Source organism: Serratia sp. KG1D, from assembly GCF_037150675.1.
Classification (GTDB): domain Bacteria; phylum Pseudomonadota; class Gammaproteobacteria; order Enterobacterales; family Enterobacteriaceae; genus Serratia; species Serratia nematodiphila.
On record NZ_JBAGIH010000001.1, the window covers coordinates 784,045 to 805,931 of the forward strand.

At 59.2% G+C, this 21,887-nt stretch carries 21 protein-coding genes; 12 read left to right on the forward strand and 9 right to left on the reverse strand.

All coding sequences use genetic code 11. The features are described 5' to 3' along the window. Positions 1 to 56 precede the first annotated feature (56 nt). Positions 57 to 713 (reverse strand): HAD family hydrolase, encoded by a 657-nt coding sequence (locus WFM45_RS03820; RefSeq protein WP_004938759.1) that lies wholly within the window; start codon positions 711 to 713, stop codon positions 57 to 59. A 107-nt stretch (positions 714 to 820) separates the two neighbouring features. Here WFM45_RS03820 and WFM45_RS03825 point away from each other — a divergent pair, with 107 nt between their 5' ends. Next, positions 821 to 1,057, forward strand: coding sequence for a hypothetical protein (locus WFM45_RS03825; RefSeq protein ID WP_156865407.1), 237 nt, complete (start codon positions 821 to 823; stop codon positions 1,055 to 1,057). Next, a complete protein-coding gene (locus WFM45_RS03830) occupies positions 1,002 to 2,024 on the forward strand; it encodes an isopenicillin N synthase family dioxygenase (protein WP_033633490.1) in 1,023 nt (340 codons plus the stop codon). Before WFM45_RS03825 ends, WFM45_RS03830 begins: the two co-directional genes overlap by 56 nt. A 59-nt stretch (positions 2,025 to 2,083) precedes the next feature. Here the strand turns inward: WFM45_RS03830 and WFM45_RS03835 are convergent, their stop codons facing one another. Further along, positions 2,084 to 3,229, reverse strand: coding sequence for a trans-sulfuration enzyme family protein (locus WFM45_RS03835; protein WP_004938751.1), 1,146 nt, complete (start codon positions 3,227 to 3,229; stop codon positions 2,084 to 2,086). Between the two features lie 12 nt (positions 3,230 to 3,241). After that, positions 3,242 to 4,609: a pyridoxal-phosphate dependent enzyme gene (locus WFM45_RS03840; protein ID WP_048322651.1), complete on the reverse strand. Its 1,368-nt coding sequence runs from the start codon at positions 4,607 to 4,609 to the stop codon at positions 3,242 to 3,244. 467 nt (positions 4,610 to 5,076) lie between these two features. Here WFM45_RS03840 and WFM45_RS03845 point away from each other — a divergent pair, with 467 nt between their 5' ends. Further along, complete coding sequence (locus WFM45_RS03845) at positions 5,077 to 6,282, forward strand: serine hydrolase (protein ID WP_015377270.1); 1,206 nt, start codon at positions 5,077 to 5,079, stop codon at positions 6,280 to 6,282. Between the two features lie 94 nt (positions 6,283 to 6,376). Here WFM45_RS03845 and WFM45_RS03850 read toward each other — a convergent pair whose 3' ends face one another. From WFM45_RS03850 to WFM45_RS03860, 3 genes are all read right to left on the reverse strand, one after another. Next, the gene (locus tag WFM45_RS03850; RefSeq protein WP_336954681.1) at positions 6,377 to 6,865 is read right to left on the reverse strand and encodes a fimbrial protein; all 489 of its coding nucleotides are present in this window, start codon (positions 6,863 to 6,865) and stop codon (positions 6,377 to 6,379) included. 19 nt (positions 6,866 to 6,884) lie between these two features. After that, positions 6,885 to 7,691, reverse strand: coding sequence for a fimbrial protein (locus WFM45_RS03855; RefSeq protein ID WP_048322653.1), 807 nt, complete (start codon positions 7,689 to 7,691; stop codon positions 6,885 to 6,887). A 243-nt stretch (positions 7,692 to 7,934) separates the two neighbouring features. Beyond that, positions 7,935 to 8,264, reverse strand: coding sequence for a hypothetical protein (locus WFM45_RS03860; RefSeq protein ID WP_048322655.1), 330 nt, complete (start codon positions 8,262 to 8,264; stop codon positions 7,935 to 7,937). Between the two features lie 663 nt (positions 8,265 to 8,927). Here WFM45_RS03860 and WFM45_RS03865 point away from each other — a divergent pair. The 9 genes from WFM45_RS03865 to WFM45_RS03905 all read left to right on the forward strand — a co-directional run bounded on the left by WFM45_RS03865 (position 8,928) and on the right by WFM45_RS03905 (position 17,305). Beyond that, on the forward strand, positions 8,928 to 9,449 hold the full coding sequence (locus WFM45_RS03865) for a fimbrial protein (RefSeq protein ID WP_004938731.1): 522 nt from the start codon (positions 8,928 to 8,930) through the stop codon (positions 9,447 to 9,449). A gap of 78 nt (positions 9,450 to 9,527) precedes the next feature. Continuing rightward, the gene (locus tag WFM45_RS03870; RefSeq protein WP_004938729.1) at positions 9,528 to 10,064 is read left to right on the forward strand and encodes a fimbrial protein; all 537 of its coding nucleotides are present in this window, start codon (positions 9,528 to 9,530) and stop codon (positions 10,062 to 10,064) included. Positions 10,065 to 10,112: 48 nt separating this feature from the next. Next, positions 10,113 to 12,647 (forward strand): outer membrane usher protein, encoded by a 2,535-nt coding sequence (locus WFM45_RS03875; RefSeq protein ID WP_336954685.1) that lies wholly within the window; start codon positions 10,113 to 10,115, stop codon positions 12,645 to 12,647. Positions 12,648 to 12,728: 81 nt separating this feature from the next. After that, positions 12,729 to 13,493 carry a fimbria/pilus periplasmic chaperone gene (locus WFM45_RS03880; protein ID WP_336954687.1) on the forward strand — a complete coding sequence of 255 codons (765 nt, stop codon included), beginning with the start codon at positions 12,729 to 12,731 and terminating at the stop codon, positions 13,491 to 13,493. Between the two features lie 74 nt (positions 13,494 to 13,567). Next, complete coding sequence (locus tag WFM45_RS03885) at positions 13,568 to 14,206, forward strand: fimbrial protein (RefSeq protein WP_121976449.1); 639 nt, start codon at positions 13,568 to 13,570, stop codon at positions 14,204 to 14,206. A 50-nt stretch (positions 14,207 to 14,256) separates the two neighbouring features. Continuing rightward, entirely contained in the window at positions 14,257 to 14,811 is a 555-nt protein-coding gene (locus WFM45_RS03890) for a fimbrial protein (protein WP_166729756.1), read from the forward strand. 24 nt (positions 14,812 to 14,835) lie between these two features. Continuing rightward, complete coding sequence (locus tag WFM45_RS03895) at positions 14,836 to 15,258, forward strand: hypothetical protein (RefSeq protein WP_033633481.1); 423 nt, start codon at positions 14,836 to 14,838, stop codon at positions 15,256 to 15,258. After that, on the forward strand, positions 15,255 to 16,643 hold the full coding sequence (locus WFM45_RS03900; RefSeq protein ID WP_336954692.1) for an FKBP-type peptidyl-prolyl cis-trans isomerase N-terminal domain-containing protein: 1,389 nt from the start codon (positions 15,255 to 15,257) through the stop codon (positions 16,641 to 16,643). Before WFM45_RS03895 ends, WFM45_RS03900 begins: the two co-directional genes overlap by 4 nt. Next, a complete protein-coding gene (locus WFM45_RS03905; RefSeq protein ID WP_085336406.1) occupies positions 16,640 to 17,305 on the forward strand; it encodes a helix-turn-helix domain-containing protein in 666 nt (221 codons plus the stop codon). Before WFM45_RS03900 ends, WFM45_RS03905 begins: the two co-directional genes overlap by 4 nt. A 54-nt stretch (positions 17,306 to 17,359) precedes the next feature. Here the strand turns inward: WFM45_RS03905 and WFM45_RS03910 are convergent, their stop codons facing one another. The 3 genes from WFM45_RS03910 to deoR all read right to left on the reverse strand — a co-directional run bounded on the left by WFM45_RS03910 (position 17,360) and on the right by deoR (position 21,862). After that, the gene (locus WFM45_RS03910; RefSeq protein ID WP_074469397.1) at positions 17,360 to 18,727 is read right to left on the reverse strand and encodes an L-serine ammonia-lyase; all 1,368 of its coding nucleotides are present in this window, start codon (positions 18,725 to 18,727) and stop codon (positions 17,360 to 17,362) included. 92 nt (positions 18,728 to 18,819) lie between these two features. Further along, entirely contained in the window at positions 18,820 to 20,118 is a 1,299-nt protein-coding gene (locus WFM45_RS03915; RefSeq protein WP_004938697.1) for an HAAAP family serine/threonine permease, read from the reverse strand. A gap of 979 nt (positions 20,119 to 21,097) precedes the next feature. Continuing rightward, entirely contained in the window at positions 21,098 to 21,862 is a 765-nt protein-coding gene (deoR, locus tag WFM45_RS03920; protein WP_033633478.1) for a DNA-binding transcriptional repressor DeoR, read from the reverse strand. Between the last annotated feature and the right edge of the window lie 25 nt (positions 21,863 to 21,887).

Sequence of the window (21,887 nt, forward strand, 5' to 3'; positions counted from 1 at the left end):
ATACCTACGCCACAATGCGCTTTTTGTCACACCGCAGGGCATTTTTTGTCTGCCGCTCAACGCTCCCAGCGGCACACTTCCCAGCCGTGCTCCGCCGCTAGCGCGCTCAGTTCGCTGTCGGGGTTGATCACCGTGGCGCTGTCGACGAATTGCAGCATCGCCTTGTCGTTGAGAGAGTCGCTGTAGCCGTGGCTGTGCTCGAACTTCAGGTGCGGGTGCTGCGCCAGCCAGTGCTGCAGGCGGATCACCTTGCCCTGCTGATAGGTCATGGTGCCGTAGGTGTTGCCGGTGAAGCGGCCGTCGCTGATTTCCACGCCGATCGCCAGCGCGTCGTCGGCGCCGAGCTGTTCGGCGATCGGCGCCACCAGGTGTTCGCCGGTGGCGGAGATCACCAGGATGCAGTCGCCGCGTTCGCGGTGCCACTGCAGGCGTTCACGGGCGGCGGGATAGACGCGCGGCAGGATGTCGCGCCGGATGTAGCGTTGCACCCAGCCGGCCACGGTTTGCACGCTCAGGCCGGTCAACGGCGCCAGCGTGGCCTGCATGTAGTCCTCCATCGACAGCTTGCCCTGATAATAGAGCTGCATCAGCTGCTGCTCCTGCAGTTCAAGCTCCGCCGGCGCGAATCCCTGGCCGACCAGCCAGCGGATCCACAGGCTGGCGCTGTCATCGTCAATCAGGGTTTCATCCAGGTCGAATAAGGCTAAATCCATCAGTATTTCTCCGGCAGGCAGGGTATGAGGTCGTTTACAGGATAGCGGATAGCGCACGTCGCCAGCCAGCGGCGTCGGCGAAATTGCGCAGAGCATAAGAAACATTGATGACGGTTTTGCGACAGTTTGTTGAACGTTTGCATATCTTAGAACGCAACAATATTGGCCGTCCCGGCGAGCGCGGTGGTAACTATGGGGCAAATGCAGCCACCCGCTGGGGAGGGTCAATGTTGATTATTCGCCTGTATGGCAGCCCGATCGTAATCGGGGAAGAAGAGGAACCGCATGATGACGCACCTGACGACGCTGAAGACGTTGCCGCTGCTGGATCTTTCGCAGCTTGACGGCGATGCGCGCCGGCGGCGCGCTTTTCTTGACGATTTGCGCGCGGCGGCGCGCGACGTCGGTTTCTTCTATCTGCGCGGTCACGGCGTGGACGGCGCGTTGAATGCGCGGTTGCAGCACGCCGCGCGACAATTTTTCGCTCTGCCGGAAGCCGACAAGCTGGCGGTGCAGATGGTGCATTCGCCGCACTTTCGCGGTTACAACCGGGCGGCGGCGGAACTCACGCGCGGGCAGCCTGACTGGCGCGAGCAGTTTGATATCGGCGCCGAACGCCCGGCGCTGACGCTGGCTGACGACACGCCACGCTGGGCGCGTCTGCAGGGGCCAAACCAGTGGCCGGCGGCGCTGCCGGCGCTGAAACCGCTGCTGCTGGAGTGGCAACAGGCGATGACCGCCATGTCGCTGCGGCTGCTGCGCGCTTTCGCGCTGGCGCTGTCGCTGCCGGAGCAGGCTTTCGATCGCTTATACGGCGAGAAGCCCAACGAGCACATCAAACTGATCCGCTACCCGGGGCGGGAGGCCACCGCCAGCGCACAGGGCGTCGGCGCGCACAAGGACTCCGGTTTCCTCAGCTTCCTGCTGCAGGACGCGCAAAAAGGGCTGCAGGTGGAGGTCAGCGAGGGGCAGTGGATAGACGCACAGCCGCGTGAAGATACCTTCGTAGTGAACATCGGCGAGCTGCTGGAGCTGGCGACTAACGGCTATCTGCGCGCCACGGTGCACCGGGTGGAAACGCCGCCGGCGGGGAGTGACAGATTATCGATCGCGTTCTTCCTCGGCGCGCGTCTGGACGCGGTGGTGCCGCTGTATCAACTGCCGCCGCAGCTGGCGGCGCAGGCGCGCGGCCCGGCCAGCGATCCGCTCAATCCGCTGCTGCGCGACGTGGGGTATAACTACCTGAAAGGCCGCATCCGCTCTCACCCCGATGTGGCGCACCGTTTTTATCAGGACGTCATCGGCCTCTGAACGCCGGGCGTAAAAAAGCCCGGCGCGTCGGCCGGGCTGATCATGCGCTGATGCGGCGATTATTCCGCCAGCGCCTGCTGCAGATCGGCGATCAGATCTTCCACATCCTCAATCCCCACCGACAGGCGCACCAGCTGCGGCGTGATGCCGGTTGCCAGGCGCTGTTCCAGCGGAATGGAGGCGTGCGTCATGCTGAACGGCTGGCTGATCAGGCTTTCCACGCCGCCCAGGCTTTCCGCCAGGGTAAACAGGCGCGAACGCTGGATGACCCGGCGCGCATAGGCGTCGTCGCCTTTCAGCCGTACCGAGATCATGCCGCCGAAGCGCGTCATCTGGCGCGCCGCCAGTTCGTGCTGCGGGTGGCTCGGCAGGCCGGGATAGTAGACGTTTTCCACCTGCGGCTGGCTCTCCAGCCACTGGGCGATGCGCAGCGCGCTGTCGCTGTGGCGCTGCATGCGCAGCGCCAGGGTGCGGATGCCGCGCAGCGTCAGGAAGCTGCTGAACGGATCGAGAATGCCGCCGACTGCGTTTTGCAGGAAACCGAGCTGTTCCGCCAGCGCCGGGTTATCGCCCACCGCCGCGACGCCCGCCACCACATCGGAGTGGCCGTTGAGGTATTTGGTGGCGGAGTGCACCACCACGTCAAAACCCAGATCCAGCGGGCGTTGCAGATACGGCGAGGCGAAGGTGTTGTCCGCCACGCTGATGAGCCGGTGCTTTTTGGCGATCGCGGCGATGGCGCTCAGATCCGCCAGCTTAAGCAGCGGGTTGGTCGGCGTTTCCACCCAGATCATTTTGGTGTCCGGCTCGATCGCCTGTTCCAGCCCGGCGAGATCCGCCGGCGCCACGTAGGTGACGCGCAGGCCGGCGGTGCGGCTGCGCACTTTTTCCAGCAGGCGATAGGTGCCGCCGTACAGGTCGTCCACCGCGATCAGGTGGCTGTCTTTATCGAGCAGCTCCAGCACCGTGGAGCAGGCCGCCAGGCCGGAGGCGAAGGCGTAACCGCGGCTGCCGCCTTCCAGTTCGGCGATGGCGCTTTCCAGCGCGGTGCGCGTCGGGTTGGCGCTGCGGGAGTATTCATAGCCGGTATGTTCACCCGGCGCCGGTTGGGCGTAGGTGGAGGTGGCGTAAATCGCCGGCATCACTGCGCCGGTCGCGTCCGGGGTGTAACCGGCGTGAACGGTCAACGTATCAAACTTGGCCATAATGGGTCCTTATTAACGTAATTTTTGGCGCCAGGCGTTAAGCACGTCTGTGCGGGTAATCAGGCCGAGGAAGCGCTCGCCGTCGAGCACCACCGCGACGTGGCCATGGTTGAAGGTGGCCTGTAATTCCTCGTAGCCGGCTTCCTTTTGCAGCGTATGAACCTGTTTGGTCATCGCGCTGCCGGCCGTCAGGCTGAAGTGGGCGGCGTCGGCCTGGACGGCGTTCAGCAGATCCCACTCATCGATCAGACCGACCACCCTATCGCCTTCCAGCACCGGTAGCTGCGAGATGTCGTACAGCCGCATGCGGGCGTGCACGATCGCCAACGTGTCGTCCGGCGCGGCGGAAACGGCGGCGCCCTCGTCGTGGCGGTAGGCGATCAGATCGCGCAGATCGCCGTGCTGTGGCTTGCTCAGCAGGCCCTGTTCCAGCATCCAGTGATCGTTATACATTTTAGACAGGTATTTGTTGCCGCTGTCGCAGACGAAGGTCACTACCCGCTTGGGTTCGGTCTGTGCGCGGCAATAACGCAATGCGGCGGCCAGCAGGGTGCCGGTGGACGATCCCGCCAGCACGCCTTCCTTGCGCAGCAACTCGCGCGCGGTGGTGAAGGCTTCGGCGTCGCCGATGCGGTAAGCGTTGCGCACCTGGTCAAAGTCGCTGAGCGGCGGGACGAAGTCTTCGCCGATGCCTTCCACCAGCCAACTGCCGGCTTCGCCGATATGGCCGTTGTCGAGATAGTCCGCCAGTATTGAACCCGCAGGGTCGGCCAGCACGAATTCCGTCTGCGGCGAAACCTCGGCGAAATAGCGGCTCAGCCCGCCCAGCGTGCCGCCGGAGCCGACGCCGACCACGATGGCGTCCACGTCATGCTCCATCTGCCGCCACAGTTCGGGCGCCGTGGTGGTGGTATGGGCCGCCGGATTGGCCGGGTTGTTGAACTGATCGATATAAAAGGCGCCGGGGATCTCTTCCGCCAGGCGTTTGGCGTAATCCTGGTAGTAAGCCGGATGCCCTTTGCCGACGTCCGAACGGGTCAGCAGCACTTCCACCCCCAGCGCGCGCAGGTGGAAGATCTTCTCGCGGCTCATCTTGTCCGGCACTACCAGCAGCAGCTTATAGCCTTTCAGCGCCGCCACCAGCGCCAATCCCAGGCCGGTATTGCCGGCGGTGGCTTCGATGATGGTGCCGCCCGGCTGCAGTTTGCCGTCGCGCTCGGCCTGCTCGATCATCGACAGCGCCACGCGGTCTTTGATCGAACCGCCGGGATTTTGGTTCTCCAGCTTGACGAACAGCCGGCACGGGCCGGTATCGAACTGGGTCAGTTCCAGCATCGGGGTATTGCCAATCATCTCGATGACGGAATGGGGGATCGCCATGACTCATCTCCAGGATTATTCGGTATAAAAGTCGTTGTGCGGATGATAGCGCTGAGGATAAGCGCTTTAAAAAGAACAAATAGCGGTTCTATATGCCATTATGGAATATATTAATCTTTTTTGGACGTATGGATGCGCAGATGTTTAGCGGTGCAGATGCTTGGCCGTGTAGCCGTGGGTAGGTGCGAAAATGCGCGTCGCGATGCTTTTTTGAACGATAAGTGCGTGCCTGCGTACAGTTATGTAAAAATGCTGAAAATTCACGCTAAACCCTGCAAAAATAAGATAAATCACATAAACTCACAGCAAGGGCATTTTCGGTGCGTTGCGTTACCCGCTACGGGCGCCGCAAGGGGTTGCGGCCGACACGCGCGCACCGGGCCACTCTCGCTGGTTGGCTTAAAACGTGAACATGTTTGAAAGTTAACGCTATTTCAATGGTTTTGAATGGACACTCTGGCGACGTCATGATGAAAAAAAACTTATCCACTTCCCTGAAAAAACTGACCTTCAGCGTAGGCATCCTGTTGCTGGCCGCCCCGGCCGTACACGCGGCCGAGCCGCCGGCGCCGCCGCAGGTAGACGCCAAGGCCTTCATTCTGATGGATTACAACAGCGGCAAAGTGCTGACCGAAGGCAATGCCGACACCCGTCTCGATCCCGCCAGCCTGACCAAGATCATGTCCAGCTACGTGATCGGCCAGGCGATCAAGGCCGGCAAGATCAAGCCGGAAGACATGGTCACCGTCGGCAAAGACGCCTGGGCGCCCGGTAACCCGGCGCTGCGCGGCTCTTCGCTGATGTTCATCAAGCCGGGCGATCAGGTGCCGGTGCTGGAACTGAATAAGGGCATCGTGATCCAGTCCGGCAACGACGCCAGCATCGCGCTGGCGGACTACGTGGCGGGCAGCCAGGATTCGTTCGTCGGCCTGATGAACAACTACGCCAAATCCCTCGGCCTGCAGAATACCCACTTCCTGACGGTGCACGGTCTGGATGCGGAAGGGCAGTACAGCACCGCGCGCGACATGGCGCTGTTGAGCCAGGCGCTGATCCGCGACGTGCCGGACGAATACGCGCTGCATAAAGAGAAAGAGTTCACCTTTAACAAAATCCGCCAGATTAACCGCAACCGTCTGCTGTGGAGCAGCAACCTGAACGTCGACGGCATCAAGACCGGTTACACCAGCGGCGCCGGCCACAACCTGGTGGCGTCCGCCACCGACGGCCCGATGCGTCTGATCTCGGTGGTTTTAGGCGCGCCGAGCGATCGCGTGCGCTTTAGCGAAAGCGAAAAGCTGCTGACCTGGGGCTTCCGCTTCTATGAAACCGCGACGCCGATCAAGGCCGATAAGCCGTTCGTCACCCAGAAAGTGTGGTTCGGCGACGTCAGCGAAGTGCCTCTCGGCGTGGCGAAAGACGCCTCGGTCACCATTCCGAAAGGGCAGATGAAAAACCTGAAGGCCAGCTACAAGCTGACCCAACCGACCCTGGAAGCGCCGCTGGCGAAAAACCAGGTGGTCGGCACCATCGATTTCCAGCTGGACGGCAAAACCATCGAGCAGCACCCGCTGGTGGCGATGCAAGAGGTGAAAGAGGGCAACTTCTTCAGCCGCATCTGGGATATGGTGATGATGAAGCTGAGCCAGTGGTTCGGCGGGATCTTCGGCTGAATGCCCTGACACCGCTGCCGCATCGTCGCGTGCGGTTCCTGAAAAAGCCGCAACCTTCCGTTGCGGCTTTTTCATTTTCAGCATCCGTGGCGTTTCAGAAATAGTCCACCAGCATGGTGGCTCCGCTGGAGAAGTCACCTTCCGCCAGGGTGACGGCGCTGTTTTTCACCGGCACCGCATCAAGCGTCGGCGGATTGGCGTAATCGATGTTCAGCGGCGTATTGATGGCGAAAGCCTTGCCGTTGGCCAGCAGTTTGATGCCCAGCCCATTGACGCTGCTGTTCAACACGCTGCTGTCAAAGGCCGCCGCGCTGCCCATGATCTTCATTTTCAGCTGGCGGCTGTTATCCAGAAACTCACACTTGATGCTGTAATCGATGCGTTGCATATAGCGATTACCGTCGATACGTTTGATGCCGACCTTGCCAAAGTTGATATCGATGGTGCGCCCGTCGTTGATCACGCAAGGCGGAGGCGCCACCACGGTGGCGGTGATACTGACCTTGGTGCCCTGGTCGGCGGCCTGGGCGGCGCTGATCACACCCAGCGTAAACAGCAGAGCGCAACGCGTTTTCCTCGTCATGTTCATTCTGGCTCCCGTCTCAAGGTGCGCTGAAGATCAGCGTGGCCGAGCCTGACATCGGACCGGTGGCGATGCTGGTGTAAGGCACATTGTTCTTCACTGGCACAAAGGTGACGGTGTCGTTGCCCTGCCCGTTGACGATGCGCGTTCTGAACGTATTGTTGGGTTTCACCACCGCGCCATTGTGCACCATGGCTACGCCGACATTAGAATTGGAGGTCTTGATGAAATCGCTGGAGAAGCCGCTGGCATCGCTGACCATGCGAACCAAAATGTCTTGTGTCGCGCTCTGATCGTCACACCGGTAGCTGAGCGCCTTGTCCTGTTTGATTTGGGCGTCGCTGGCGCTCTGCGTGAGAAAGTCCTGGCGGATCTGACCGAAGTCGACGTTAATCTGCTGGCCGTTGTTGATAGTGCAACTGGTGGTGACGAAGTAGGCGTCGTTGTCGGCGATCAGGCGCCACCGGTAAGGCCCACATTTTGGGCAACCTGACTGGTCATTTTTTTGTTCAAAGTTGATTTGGCCGATGACGTCGCCCTTGTTCACCTTGATATCCTGCGTCGGCGAACGGTTGAGCACGATGTAAACCCTGATGGAAATGCTGGCACTGTTTAGGCCGGTGATCGTCATCACCTGGATACCTGATTGGATCGGGGATAAGTAGTCGGTGCCGTTGATTGTCATACCGTTGGCAAGCGTACCGAAAATGGCGGTGTTCATCGTCAACGCCGGGCTGCCGGTGAGTAAAATATCTTTCCAGCTGGCGACGTCGTTTTTACAGGTCACCTGGCTGACGTTGACGATTTCATTTTTCCCGATGGACAATTCAGGGCCTATCTTTACCCTGACGTCGACCGGCGTCATTGAACCACCCTGACCAATGTTCCCGCCGTCGGAGGTTTTACAGGTAAATGCATTGGCGTTACCAATGAGGACGAAAAAAGATAATGCCAGGCAGTGTTGTAGAAATAGGATGGTTGTTTTTCTCACAATAATATCCCGATTATATAGTGTCATTTGGCTAGGTGCCGCCACGAAATAGGGCTAATTAGGCTGGCTGTGCCGGCGTTATTCCGTTAAATGAGAATAAGGCGCATCTATTCCTGGTATTTCCTTGTTGTCAGCTGGCAGTAGGGCGGTGGGGTACCACCTCAACGAGTTGTTGATGGAGCCGTCCGTTACGAGCACGTCTTGTTTGGCGACGAGTTCCAACAGCAGTAGCCGGGCGCGGTAAACGCCGACGTTGACGGCGTTGGCCAGTTGCCGGGTAGACAACCACAGATGCTGAGGTGGCAGTCCGGTGTCGGGACATGGACGGGGCGACTGCGCGAATAATGTTTGCAGCAGATCGTGCTGCAATTGCCGTATTTCCTTTTGTTTTGGAGATAACGCTTCCATAGCACTTCCTCTGTATTTTGATTGCTGTATTCCTAAGAAAAAACAAAGTTTCACTGCCTACCAATAACGAGGTAAATCGCGAATCAAGAAAAATCCTATCTATTTATCAGGATTGAAAAAAAGAAGGTTCCCACTCCGTTTCTACCTGTTTGCAGGCTGAGGGAGTGTCACGCAGAAACCTAAAGTTTTGGTTTATTATATTCACAAAGAGCGTCTTTGCGATCTGATTAATTGTGAAACAGAGAAAAACAGGATATTGCACTATAAAAGTATTTTTTACGATCTATGAGCCTAAAAATAACACTAAATTAACTTTAATTAGGAAATAAATTGCGAATGTTCGTCTTGATCAAAAAAAGACTTTTTTTGCCGGTGGGCATTTGCCAGAATATTCATCGCCAGACGAGAAGGGCGGGTTAGAAAGTATTGGTCTCTGCTTGTTGTGATTTCGTTTATTTTTATATGACGAATTCATTAATGGGCGGGCCGCTGCAGACTTGCCGTTATCGACGTATTTATTGTCGGTTTCTTTGGTTTTGGCAGTTAACCAACCAGCAAGATGCTAAAGAATCAGGGCTGCGCATATATAAGCGCGAGCAGATTTCCTGTTGCTCTTTTTCTTGATTGGAATATGCATTTTTTCTTATAAGGAATATAGGTTCTATGAAACTTAACAAAATCATGATGGCTGCAGTGATTGCATTTGGCGCAAGTTCTTTTGCACAGGCAGCCGATCAGGGACACGGTAAAGTGACCTTCACGGGTTCTATTATTGATGCGCCATGCTCTATTGCACCCGAGTCGATCGATCAGACCGTAGATCTGGGCCAGGTTTCTAACGTGGCGTTGAAAAACGGCGGCAAATCCAACCCGCGTCCGTTTGAAATCAAGCTGGAGCAGTGTGATACCACGACGCTGAAAACCGTTAAAACCACCTTCAGCGGCATTGCGTCGTCAACCAACAAAGATCTATTGGGTATCGCGGGGACCGCCAGCGGCGCTGGCGTAGCAATCACTTATGGCGGCCAGCCGATCAAACTGGGTCAGGCGACTGCGGCACAGACGCTGAATACTGGCAACAACAGCCTGAACTTCGCCGCTTACCTGCAGGGTGAAGGCGCTTCCGCAGCCATCGTTCCGGGCGATTTCACCGCCGTAGCCGACTTCACTCTGGCTTATCAGTAAGTGAGACCGCAGGCTTAATCAACCAGGCATGGGGCACGCCGCATGCCTGGTGACTCTCTGTGTCAAAGGAATGTCGCGATGTTTTTTTCAAGGAATCGGGCGGGTGCCGTTCTTTTGGCGTCGTTGGCGTTTGCGCCCGGCAGTGCAATTTCCGCCGCACAGGGGTGGGGCAAAGTCAGTATGCACGGCGCCATTATCGACACTGCCTGCGCCATTGCCGCCGGCAGCCGCGATCAGACAATCGATATGGACACGCTTCCTATCGGACAGATCATTCGTGACGGCCAGGGAATGACTAAACCTTTCAGTATTGAATTGGTTAATTGCATTTTGGAACGTCCGGAAAACAAGCCTGATTGGAAATTCTTTCAGGTCACGTTTGATGGTTTGGCGGAAGGCGCTTTGTTTGGCGTACAGGGCGATGCGCGCGGCATCGCATTGAAGATAAAAGACAGCCGCGGCAGGCCGGTTATTCCAGGGGAGCCGTTGCCGATGGAGGGAATAATACCGGGCAACCGAGTGCTGAATTATTCCATGACGTTAATGCCGAATCACCAGCCGTTGAAGGTGGGAGCGTATTTTTCCACAGTGCGTTTTAAGCTGGATTATTTTTGATTTTTTTTTTCGTACTGACGGTTAATTCGTTATTGAAAGGACTTTATTATGCTTTCACCGGCAGGGAAGTTATTTCGTCTTCAGGCCTTGGGGCTCTGTGTCGCCCTTTCTCTGGGAAATCCGATCGCGTTGGTTTATGCCGCCGACGTTATTCAATTCAATACTGACGTCTTGGACATCAACGATCGTAAAAATATCGATCTGAGCCAATTTACGCGCAGCGGCTACATCATGCCGGGCGTTTATACCATGGTGGTGCACGTCAATAAGAACGATCTGGCGGAACAGCCGGTGACGTTTATGGCGCCCGAGAACGATCCTAAAGGCAGCGAAGCCTGTCTTTCGCCGGAGTTGGTCAACCAACTGGGGCTGAAAGAAAAACTGTTAAGTACGCTGAACTGGACGCACGGCGGCCGTTGCCTTGACGCCTCCAGCCTGGCAGGGATGGAAGCCCGCGGCGATCTTGCCAGCTCCTCGCTGTACCTCAACATTCCTCAGGCCTATCTGGAATACAGCTCGGAAAACTGGGACCCGCCTTCGCGCTGGGATGACGGTATTCCCGGGCTGCTGTTTGACTATAACGTCAATGCTCAAACACAAAAACATCAGAAAGGCGGCAGCAGTTACAGCCTGAGCGGCAACGGCACCGGCGGCGCCAATCTGGGCGCCTGGCGTCTACGCGCCGACTGGCAGGCTAATCTCAGCCATCAGACCGGTTCTTCTCAGTCGACCGACAAACAGTTCGACTGGAGCCGCTATTACGCCTACCGGGCTATTCCGGCGCTGCGCTCGCGGCTGACGATGGGGGAGGATTATCTGAACTCCGACATTTTCGACAGCCTGCGCTTTACCGGCGTCAGTCTGCGATCCGACGACAGCATGTTGCCGCCCAACCTGCGCGGCTATGCGCCGGAAGTGACGGGCGTGGCGAAAACCAACGCCAAGGTGGCGGTCAGCCAACAGGGGCGCGTGCTGTATGAGACGCAGGTGGCGGCGGGGCCATTCCGCATTCAGGACATCAACGACGCGGTTTCCGGCGAGCTGGACGTGCGCGTCGAAGAGCAAGACGGCAGCGTGCAGGCGTTCAAGATGAATACCGCCAACATCCCTTACCTGACGCGACCGGGCACGGTGCGTTACAAGCTGGCGACGGGCAAGCCGTCGGAGTGGGGGCATCACCTGCGCGGGCCGATGTTCGGCACCGGTGAGTTCTCCTGGGGCATCAGCAACGGCTGGTCGCTGTACGGCGGGGGCATCGCCGGCGGCGATTACAACGCGCTGTCGCTGGGGATCGGGCGCGATCTGATGGCGCTGGGGGCGTTGTCGTTCGATGCCACGCAGTCGCGTGCGCGCTTGCCGCAGGAGGGCGCTCTGACCGGCGGTTCGTACCGGTTGAGCTATTCGAAGAACTTCGACCAGTACGACAGCCAGATCACTTTCGCCGGCTACCGCTTCTCCCAGGAGGACTTCATGAGCATGGGGGACTACCTCGATGCGCGTTACGAAGGGGGACGCAGCGGCAAGAGCAAGGAGATGTACACCATCACCTTCAACAAACAGTTCCGCGATCTGGGGCTCAGCACCTATCTCAACTACAGCCACCAAACCTACTGGGATCGGGCGCCGAACGATCGTTACAACCTGATGGTATCGCGCTACTTCGATATCGGCGATTTCAAGAACGTCAGCGTATCGCTGTCGGCCTATCGCAACCGTTACAACGAGCGCAATGACGACGGGATGTACCTGTCGCTGTCGCTGCCCTGGGGCAGCGCCGGAACGCTCAGTTACAACATGACGCTCGATCGCGAAGAGAACGCCCATCGGGTCGGTTACTACAACCGGGTCGATGAACACAACAACTATCAGATCAGCGCCGGCGCAGCGCGCAGCGGGGCGACGGCCAGCGGCTATTACAGCCATCAGGGCGATATGGCGCAGATCAACGCCAACGCCAGCTACCAGGCCGGCCGTTACAGCGCCGTCGGCATCGGCGCGCAGGGCGGCCTGACGATGGCGGCGGAAGGGGCGGTGCTGCACCGGGTCAATACGCCGGGCGGCACGCGCTTGCTGCTGGATACCGAAGGCGTCGCCGGCGTGCCGGTGCGCGGCTACGGCAGTACGGTGCTGACCAACCGTTACGGCAAAGCGGTGGTGGCGGATGTAAACAGCTACTACCGCAATAAGGCCAGCATCGATCTCAACAGCCTGAGCGACAACGTCGAGGCGACGCGTTCCGTGGTGCAGGCCACGTTGACCGAGGGGGCCATCGGCTACCGCAAGTTTGAGGTGATAGCCGGCGAGAAGGCGATGGCGATCGTCAAACTGGCGGACGGCAGCGAGCCGCCGTTCGGCGCCACGGTGCTGAATGCCCGCAAACAGGAGACCGGCATCATCAATGACGGCGGCAGCGTTTACCTGTCCGGCCTCAACCCTGGCGAGCGCATGCGCGTGCATTGGAACGGCGCGGCGCAGTGTGAAATCCAGCTGCCGGCGCCGCTGCCGGCCGAAATGCTGATGAACACGCTGCTGCTGCCTTGTCGTCCTCTTGCCGGCAACAAGCCGGCGGCTGACGCCAACTGACTTACACCCGGCGGAGTGCGCTCCGCCGCTAAACCGCCGGGGCGGGATTGCCCGCCTTCGGCCGACTGGAACCGTGAAGACATGATGAATCTGACTATGACCAGAAAGACCGTTTCCCTTGTGGGCCCGCTCGCCGCCGCATTGACGCTCGGCGCGGTCGGCCTGCCCGCTCAGGCGGCTATCGCGCTGGATCGCACGCGCGTGATTTTCGACGGCGACCTGAAAACGGTCAGTCTCAACATCAGTAACCAGAACAAACAGTTGCCGTATCTGGCGCAGGGATGGATCGAAGACGATCGCGGCAACAAGATCCAAAGCCCCTTCACCGTGCTGCCGCCGGTGCAACGGGTGGAGCCGGGCAAACCGAGCCAGGTGAAGATCCAGTCGCTGCCGGCGGCGCGTCAGCTGCCGCAGGATCGGGAGACGCTGTATTACTTTAACCTGCGCGAAATCCCGCCGCGCAGCAATAAGCTGAACACGCTGCAGATAGCGTTGCAGACGCGCATCAAAATGTTTTATCGCCCGGCGGCGCTCGCCCCGAAGAAGAACGCGGCGCCGTGGCAGGAGCAACTGACCCTGACCCGGCAGGGTGACAAGTACGTGGTGAACAACCCGACCCCGTATTACGTGACGATCGTTGAGGCGAGCGCCGGCAAGGGCGGCAAAGGGGCCGCCGGCTTTGAACCGTTGATGGTGGCGCCGAAGGCCAGAGCCCCGCTGAACGTTTCCGCCGCGAGCCTCGGCAACGCGCCGTCGCTGGCGTACATCAACGATTACGGCGGGCGGCCGCAGTTGAACTTCCGCTGCGCCGGCAGTGCCTGCCAGGCCGTGAAGGCCGCCAAATGACGAGCCGCGCGCAAGCAGGGAAGACCGAGTCATGAACACAGCGGAGTGAACGAATCATGCAACGAAAGATCCCCATGCTGTTGGGAAAGTCCTATGAACGTCATCAGCGACGCACTATCGGCCTGACGGTGTTGGCCGCGCTGATGGTGCCGCTGACGGCGGGCACGATGCTGATGCTGATGCCGCCGGCCCGCGCGGTGGACAACTGGGACGTGGAAGGGGCGAACGGCACGCTCCACGTCTACGGCGCGTTGACGGAAAGCGCCTGCAGCCTGGAAATGACCACCGCTCGTCAGGAAGTGTGGTTGGGTGAGACGGGAACGGCGCACTTCCAGCGCCCGGGCGATCGCGGCACGCCGGTGGCGTTCGAGCTGACGCTGAAAGACTGTCTGCGGGCGCCGGCGAGCAACCGCGACGCCTGGACCGGTGTGCTGGCCTGGAGCGGCAGCCAGCCTGCGGTGTCCGTGGCGTTTGCCGCGCCGACGGATGACGACGCGCCGGGGCTGATCAGGGTTGCCGGCGTCACCGGGTTGGGGTTGCAGCTGGCGGATGCCAGCGGCCTGCCGGTGCGCCTCGGCGCACGTAACAAACCGGTATTGCTGACGCCGGGGCAGAACACCCTGACGTATACGGTGACGCCGGTGCGCACCCCGGCGACGCTGAGCGCCGGCGCTTACCGCGCGGCGATCGATTTCCGGCTTTACTACGACTAATACGCCGCTTGCGCCGGATTGGCGCAAGCATAACCAAAGGGAGTGGCGTCATGCGCGCGACAGAGACGAACCGGCGCCGGAGCGCGCTGTTGGGGGCCGGCATGGTCATGGCGGCCGGCATAATGGCTCAGCCGGCGGCCGCGGCGGAAAACATGCGCTTTCACGGCACGCTGGTGGCTGAGCCGTGCGTCATTCAGCCGGGAGATGAGGATATCCAACTGGATTTCGGCACCATCGTCGACAAATACCTGTATCTGAACACCCGTTCCCACAGTCAAACCTTCGCGTTGCACCTGACCGAGTGCGATCTCAGCCTGGGCAATACGGTGGCTATCACGTTTACCGGCACCGAGAACGCCAAATTGCCCGGCCTGTTGGCATTGGATGCCGGCAGCCTGGCGTCGGGGATCGGCATCGGGCTGGAAGACAGCAGCGGCAAGGCGCTGCCGCTCAATCGCGCCAGCGATAAATTCCGCCTGAGTGCCGGCAACACCACGCTTACGCTGCAGGCCTATGTGCAAGGGGAACCGGAGGCTATCCAGACGAAGTCCATCGGCCGCGGCACCTTCAGCGCGGTGGCCACTTTTACGTTGGAATACGAATAAGCGTCTACAAGGACAAGAAACGCAATGATGAGAAAGCACGTCAATCACGCCCTGCGCATGGGGCTGCTGTGCCTGTTGGCGTTGAGCGCCGCCGCTTGCCAAAGCCAAAAGTCGGGCAAGCCCGCCGTGAACACTAAAAATCAGGTTGTGCAACCACCGTCAGAAGAGGCTTTGCGCAAGCAGCGTGAGGCCGAACAGCTGCAGCAGTGCCAGCAGCAACTGGGCGCATTGCGCGCGATCGACGAGAAACAGTATCAGCGCTATCAGCAGGCCTTCGACAGCCTGATGAGCGGCGCCTCGCAGTACGCCAGCTTGCGCGCCAGGGTAAACGGCGACACGCAGGAGACGGTGGATGCGCTGTATCGCTACAAGGTCAACTATCTGTGCGCCGGGGTGAATCAGGCGGTGTTGACCGGCTTGGCGGATCGTGGGGAGCAGATTAAATGAGGCTGCGCCTGCTGGGCTGCGTCGCTCTGCTGTTCTCCGGCGTCGCGCTGGCGGACGACGGCGTGCCGGCGCTGCTGCAGTTTGCCGAGCAGTATCAACGGCAAAACATCGTGCCGACGAACGAAAAAGCGGCGCCAGTCGACCGCGAGTCGGGGCAAAAAAAGCGTGAGCCCGCGAAGCGCTCGTCGGACAACAATAAGCCAGCCTCACCGGCCAAAGCTTTTACGCTGACCCAGGAATTATTGGCGCGTGACCAACAGCTGGCGCGCCAGCGAATGGAACTGACGATGTTGCGCCAGGAACTCGCCGCGTTGCGGGCGGAGAAAGCGACGCCATCCGTCGCGACGTTGCCCGATTCGTCAACGCTGCAAAAGTGGATCGCCGGGCTGGGCGCCGCCTGGCGCGGCTCGCCCGACGCGCAGCGCGCCGAGGCGTTGCTGCGTCAGGCGACGCAGGAAACCGCCCAAAGCAGAGCGACGGCGGCGCAGGCCGAACGGCGCGTCACCGAACTGGAATCTGCCGCGCAGGCATCGGCACAGACGCTTGCACAACGCCAACGCGAGCACCAGGAGGCGTTGCACGCTCTGCGCGCCGCGTTGGAAGAGAGCGAGCAGAAGCGGGCCGGTGAGCAGAGGGCGACTCAGCAGGCGCGCGAAGACCTGCTGGCGTTGCGTAAGCGGCTGCAATGGGAGGTGACGCCGGAGCAGTTGAAGGATGATCGCAAGCGTCTGTCCTATGCGGCGGGCAGTGCGCTGGGGCGGGATATTCAGGGGGTAGTGACGGAGCGTCAAAGCTGGGGCGTACCGGTGGACCGCGACAGCCTGTTGGCGGGCGTCATCGATAGCGTGTCGGGGCGTTTGCAGCTGCCGCCGGATGAACTGAATGCGCTGACGGCGCAGGCGGATGCCACCGCCATGGCCGCGCGTGAGAAACGCGTTAACGAACAGCGGCGGCGTGATGAAGATTACCTGGCGCAGTTCAGTCAACAAAAGGGCGTAAAGCAGTCGGCGATGGGCTTTTGGTATCGGGTGGATTACGCCGGGGAGGGCGCGCAGGCGCCAACGGCGGTGGTCGATGTGGTCGTGAAGGAGACGTTGACCGACGGCACGGTGATCCAGGATATGGAACTGAGCGGCAAGGTGCTGTCGCAACCGCTGTCCGAGTATCCGCCGCTGTTCAGGGAGGCGATAAGCCATCTGCACAACCACGGTTCGCTGACGATGGTCGTGCCGCCGGCGCTGGCCTACGGCGAAACCGGCTATCCGCCGAAAGTGCCACCTAACGCCACCATGATTTATGAATTACGCATCGACAACAGTCAGGCGCCGGCAAAGGGCGCCCAGGCGGTTAAACGGGAAGCCGGAACGGCGGGAGGGCAGGGATGAACACGATGATAAAAATCGCGCTATTTGATGAAAACCGTTACTTCAGCGCCGGTTGGCAGGAGGCCTTGGCGCTGCACTTCAGCACTTATGGCAAGCGCACGCTGTTACTGGATGCGCAGCAGGTTCACGAAGCCGATTTGGTGTTCTGCTATTTTCCTCCCGGCGTGCAAAGCTGTTTTTGTCACTTCTTTGAGGCGCAGACCGCAGGGCGCAAAACGCTGTATTTCTCGTTGCGAATGCCGGAGGGGCGGTATAAACGCACCGTCGGCACCCGCTGCTCGCTGGAGGCCGGCGTCATTTACCACGATACGCCGCTGGTATCGGCATTGTATCAGGTGAGCGCCGAACTGGAGCGGCGCAGCAAATGGCCGAACCGGCCGGGTTGTGGCAGGAACTGCATATGCCAGCACCGTGGCCTGACGCTGCGCGAACAGGAGATCATGCGCTGTATGACGCGCGAGATGGGGGTGACGCAAATCGCCCGAATGCTGGACATCAGCGTGAAAACCGTCAGCAACCACAAGATGAGCGTGATGCGCAAAATGGGATTCCGGCGTAATGCCGAACTTTACGGTTGGCTGCGGCACAGCGCTCGTCCCGGGGCAGTGGGGCCTCGCGCGGGCATTCAGGTGGGCGTTGCGGCAGGAAAGGATCGCTATTGAAACGGCGCCGGCCAAGTCAGACCGGCCGGCGCCTTTAGTGCCTCGCCGTGGCGATCAGTTACAGGCCACGACCTTGATCGCCAGCCCGCCCTGTGAGGTTTCGCGGTATTTGGCGTTCATGTCTTTGCCGGTTTCGTACATGGTTTCGATCACCTTATCCAGACAAACCCGCGGCTCGCTGGTGCGGCGCATCGCCATGCGCGCGGCATTGACTGCCTTGACGGCGGAAATGGCGTTGCGTTCGATGCAAGGCACCTGTACCTGGCCGGCGAGCGGATCGCAGGTCAGCCCCAAATGGTGCTCCATGGCGATCTCCGCCGCGATGCACACCTGCGCCGGGCTGCCGCCCAGCAGCTCGGTCAACCCGGCCGCCGCCATCGAACAGGCGACGCCCACTTCCCCCTGACAGCCCACTTCGGCGCCGGAGATCGAGGCGTTCATCTTGTACAGCGCGCCAATCACGCCGGACGCCAGGAAGTAGCGGGTGTAGGAGTTGGCGTTCACCGGGCGGATGAACTTGTCGTAGTAGGCCAGCACCGCAGGGATGATGCCGCAGGCGCCGTTGGTCGGGGCGGTAACCACGCGGCCACCGGCGGCGTTTTCTTCGTTGACCGCCAGCGCGAACATGTTGATCCAATCGACCACGTTCATCGGGTCGATATTGTTCTTGTCTCCGGTCACCAGAATGCGGCGCAGCGCGGCGGCGCGGCGCGGCACTTTCATCGGGCCGGGCAGCAAGCCTTCGGTGTTGATGCCGCGTTCGATACCGGCGCTCATCACCTGCCAGACGTCGGCGAAGTGTGCGTCGATATCCGCTTTGCTGCGCAGCGCCAGTTCGTTCTGCATCACCAGGCCGGACAACGACAGCCCGGTCTCTTTGCAATGCTGCTGCAGATCGTGCGCCGATTTGAATGGGTAAGGCACCGGCGTTGCGCCCTCGGCGGACTGGCCGAAGTGCTCTTCGTCGACGATGAAACCGCCGCCGATCGAGTAATAGGTTTTGCTGTGCAGCAAGCGTTCATCGGCGAAGGCGCGGATGCGCATGCCGTTTTCGTGCAGCGGCAGGTTATCGCTGTGGAAATTCATGCCGCCGTGCAGCGGGAAATCCACCTCGTGATGGCCGTTGGCCAGCGGCAGGCGGCCGCGTTGTTCGACGTCGCGGATAAAGCCCGGAATGCTGTCGATGTCCACGTCGTGCGGCAGGTTGCCGGCCAGGCCCATGATAATGGCGATATCGGTGTGGTGGCCTTTACCGGTCAACGACAGCGAACCGTACACGTCGACCACCACGCGGGTGGTGTCCTGCAGCTGCTGGTGGGCGATCAGATCGTCGACGAACTGTTTGCCGGCTTTCATCGGGCCAACGGTGTGGGAGCTGGATGGGCCGATGCCAATTTTGAAAATATCGAAAACGCTGACCATGGTCTCGCCTCCTTCTTCAGGTTTCAGGCGGTGAATACGGGAAATGGGGGAGTGCGGGAGGGCCGGCGCGCAGCGGCGCCGGCCGGACGTGATTAGCCGAGCAGGCTGAACACGATAGCAGAGATGGCGATCAGACCCATCACAACCACAAACACGTTGCTGATGTGGCCGCTGTACTTGCGCATGGCAGGCACTTTACGGATGGCGTACATCGGCATCAGGAACAGCAGCATGGCGATGATTGGGCCACCCAGGGTTTCGATCATGCCCAGGATGCTCGGGTTCAGGGTGGCGACGATCCAGGTGGTCACCAGCATGAAGATAGCGGTCATGCGGTTCAGCTTGGCGGTGCTGACGGTTTTGCCGCGGCTCTTCATCGACTTGGCGACCAGGCCGTTGAAGCCTTCACGGGCGCCCAGGTAGTGGCCCAGGAACGATTTGGTGATGGCGACGAAGGCGATAACCGGCGCGATGTACTCGATCATCGGGTTGTTAAAGTGGTTAGCCAGGTAAGACAGAATCGAGATATTCTGCGCCTTGGCTTCCGCCAGGTTTTCCGGCGTCAGGCTCAGCACGCAGCTGAACACGAAGAACATCACGGTCAGCACCATCATGATGTGTGCGTAAGCCAGAATGCGGGAGCATTTCTTCTCGGCGTCTGCGCCGTACTCTTCGCGTTTGGCGACGGCGAAGGCGGAGATGATCGGCGAGTGGTTGAAGGAGAACACCATCACCGGGATCGCCAGCCACAGGGTCATGATCAGGCCGTGACCCATGCCGGTACCGCTGCCGGACAGCGACACGTTTTCGAAGATGGCGCCGGTCCAGTTAGGGATCAGATACACCGCCAGCAGCATCAGCACCGCCACAAACGGGAACACCAGGATGCTCATGGTTTTCACGATGGCCTGCTCACCGAAGCGCACGATGGTCATCAGGCCGACGATCAGGATCAGCGACAGGATGGCGCGCGGCGGCGACGTCATGCCCAACTGGTGGGTGATGAAGCTGTCGACGGTGTTGGTGATCGCCACGCTGTAAACCAACAGAATCGGGTAGATGGCGAAGAAGTACAGCAGGGTAATCAGCTTACCGGCGGTGATGCCGAAGTGCTCTTCTACCACGGCGGTGATGTCTTCACCGGGATTTTTGCCGGACAGAACGAAACGGCACAGGCCGCGGTGGGCAAAGAAGGTCATCGGGAAAGCGATGATGGCCATGATGATCAAAGGAATCAAACCGCCGATGCCGGCGTTGATGGGCAAGAACAGGACGCCTGCGCCGATGGCGGTGCCGTACAGGCCCAACATCCACATGGTATCCGTTTTACGCCAGGTACTGCTGGAGCCCGAAGCCGCAGAGGCAATTGTGCCGGTCTGTGTAGTGTCCATAAATATCTCCGAAGTGAACACGAATTTAAAATTAAAAGGCAAAACTTAAGGTTAAACCGTCAAACGTCCTATTCAGGCAACGCTTGCGGTAAGAATCAGGTGTTGCTTGCGGGGATGTTTTGGCGTCCCCCTGGTTGTTTATTGCGTTCATTACCAAGGCACAGCGCCGGGTAATTCACTAAAGACTTTTCACCGTCGCGGGCGATAAAAGTCGTTACCGCTGCCGACAGGTCTTTGCCTGTCGATTTTTGTTGGCGGCAAGATAACGATTTACAGTAGAAACAACCGTGATCCTGCTCTCAAATGCGCAATATGTGCAGTTATCAGCTTTTTTATCGATTTTTCGCGCATTTGTTGCACATTTGTGTAAGATTTTGTGCTGAGAACGCTCTCATGAAAGTTTCTGCGATTATGCGGCTTGTACAATAATTAGCCGGATAAAGCGCTGTGCTCAGCAGCAAGCCGAGCAATATATTTTATGCGTGGTTTTGGATCTAGCGAAAAACCCGGATTAAGCAGTTTTAGTGATGTAGATCACATTATGTTTTTAAGGTAAATAACGTTTATCTTTTTGTTTTTATTTTGTTTTTCTTGAAAAGCACCGCTAGTAACGAAGGGAAATTAATTACGTTGTTAGCGGATAAAAATGCGTAACCATTCATCATATAAATAACAGATACCTAACAGGTATTGGCGAGATTTGCTGCAATCGCGTAAACCGCCGTTTATTTAAACTTCCTGGCCTTTGGCTCGATTTATCATATAAAAGCCATAAATAGCCGTTAATTCACCCAACCGACTGCGTGGTTAGCCTGCGAAAAAATAATCACGCGGGTGAGCTGTTGCATTTTATTAACCTGATGTTGCGTGCGGATAAGCGAAAAACGCGAATTGATTGCGCATTATTTGTTCATTTTTCGGCGGGGAAAGAGGGATATCGAAGCGGCGCGCCGCCGGTTTCGACGGCGCTGAAGGCGGATTAATAGCGGGTAGCGATGGCGTTATCGTTGAAGAACGCCATGAAGTCGGCGTCCGGCTGGCGATCGGTGATCACCCGATCGAACTGCGTCAGCGGGCCGATGCAGGCCGGCTTGGTTTTGCCGAACTTGCTGTGATCTGCCACCAGGATCTTTTGCTGCGCCATCGCCATGGCGCGATGCTTCATCTCCAGCTCGTCGAAGTTGAAGCAGGTGGCGCCGTGCTGCAGGCTGAGGCCGGCGGCGGAGATAAAGGCGATGTTCGGGCAGATGTGATCGAGCTCGTTGCGGCCGCCGACGCTGGAAAAGATGTAGTTGTTCGGCTTGAACTCGCCGCCGCACAGCACCACCTTGCAGTTCGGTTTGTCCTGCAGCGCCAGGAAGGTGTTCAGCGAATGACACACGGCGGTGAAAGCCAACTCGTCGGCGATGGCGTCGATGATCGCCGGCGTGGTGGTGCCGCAGTCGAAAAACACCGTGTCGTTTTCATTGATCAGCGGCGCCGCCAGCAGGCCGATGCGCCGTTTCTCCGTTACCTGTTTGGCTTTTTGATCGGAAACGAAGTAGTTGGTCACGCCATTGCTGCGCGGATCGGTCACCACGTAGCCGCCGAGCAACACCACGGCCGCCGGTTCGGCGCTCAGATCGCGGCGAATGGTCATCTCCGAGACCCCCAGCAGCACGGCGGCTTCTTTCAGGTGGATCTTGTCAGCGCGTTTTAACGCCTGAACTAGCCGGTTGATACGTTCTTCGCGCCGCGTTTCCATAGATCCGTCTTCCCACAGGTAGTAG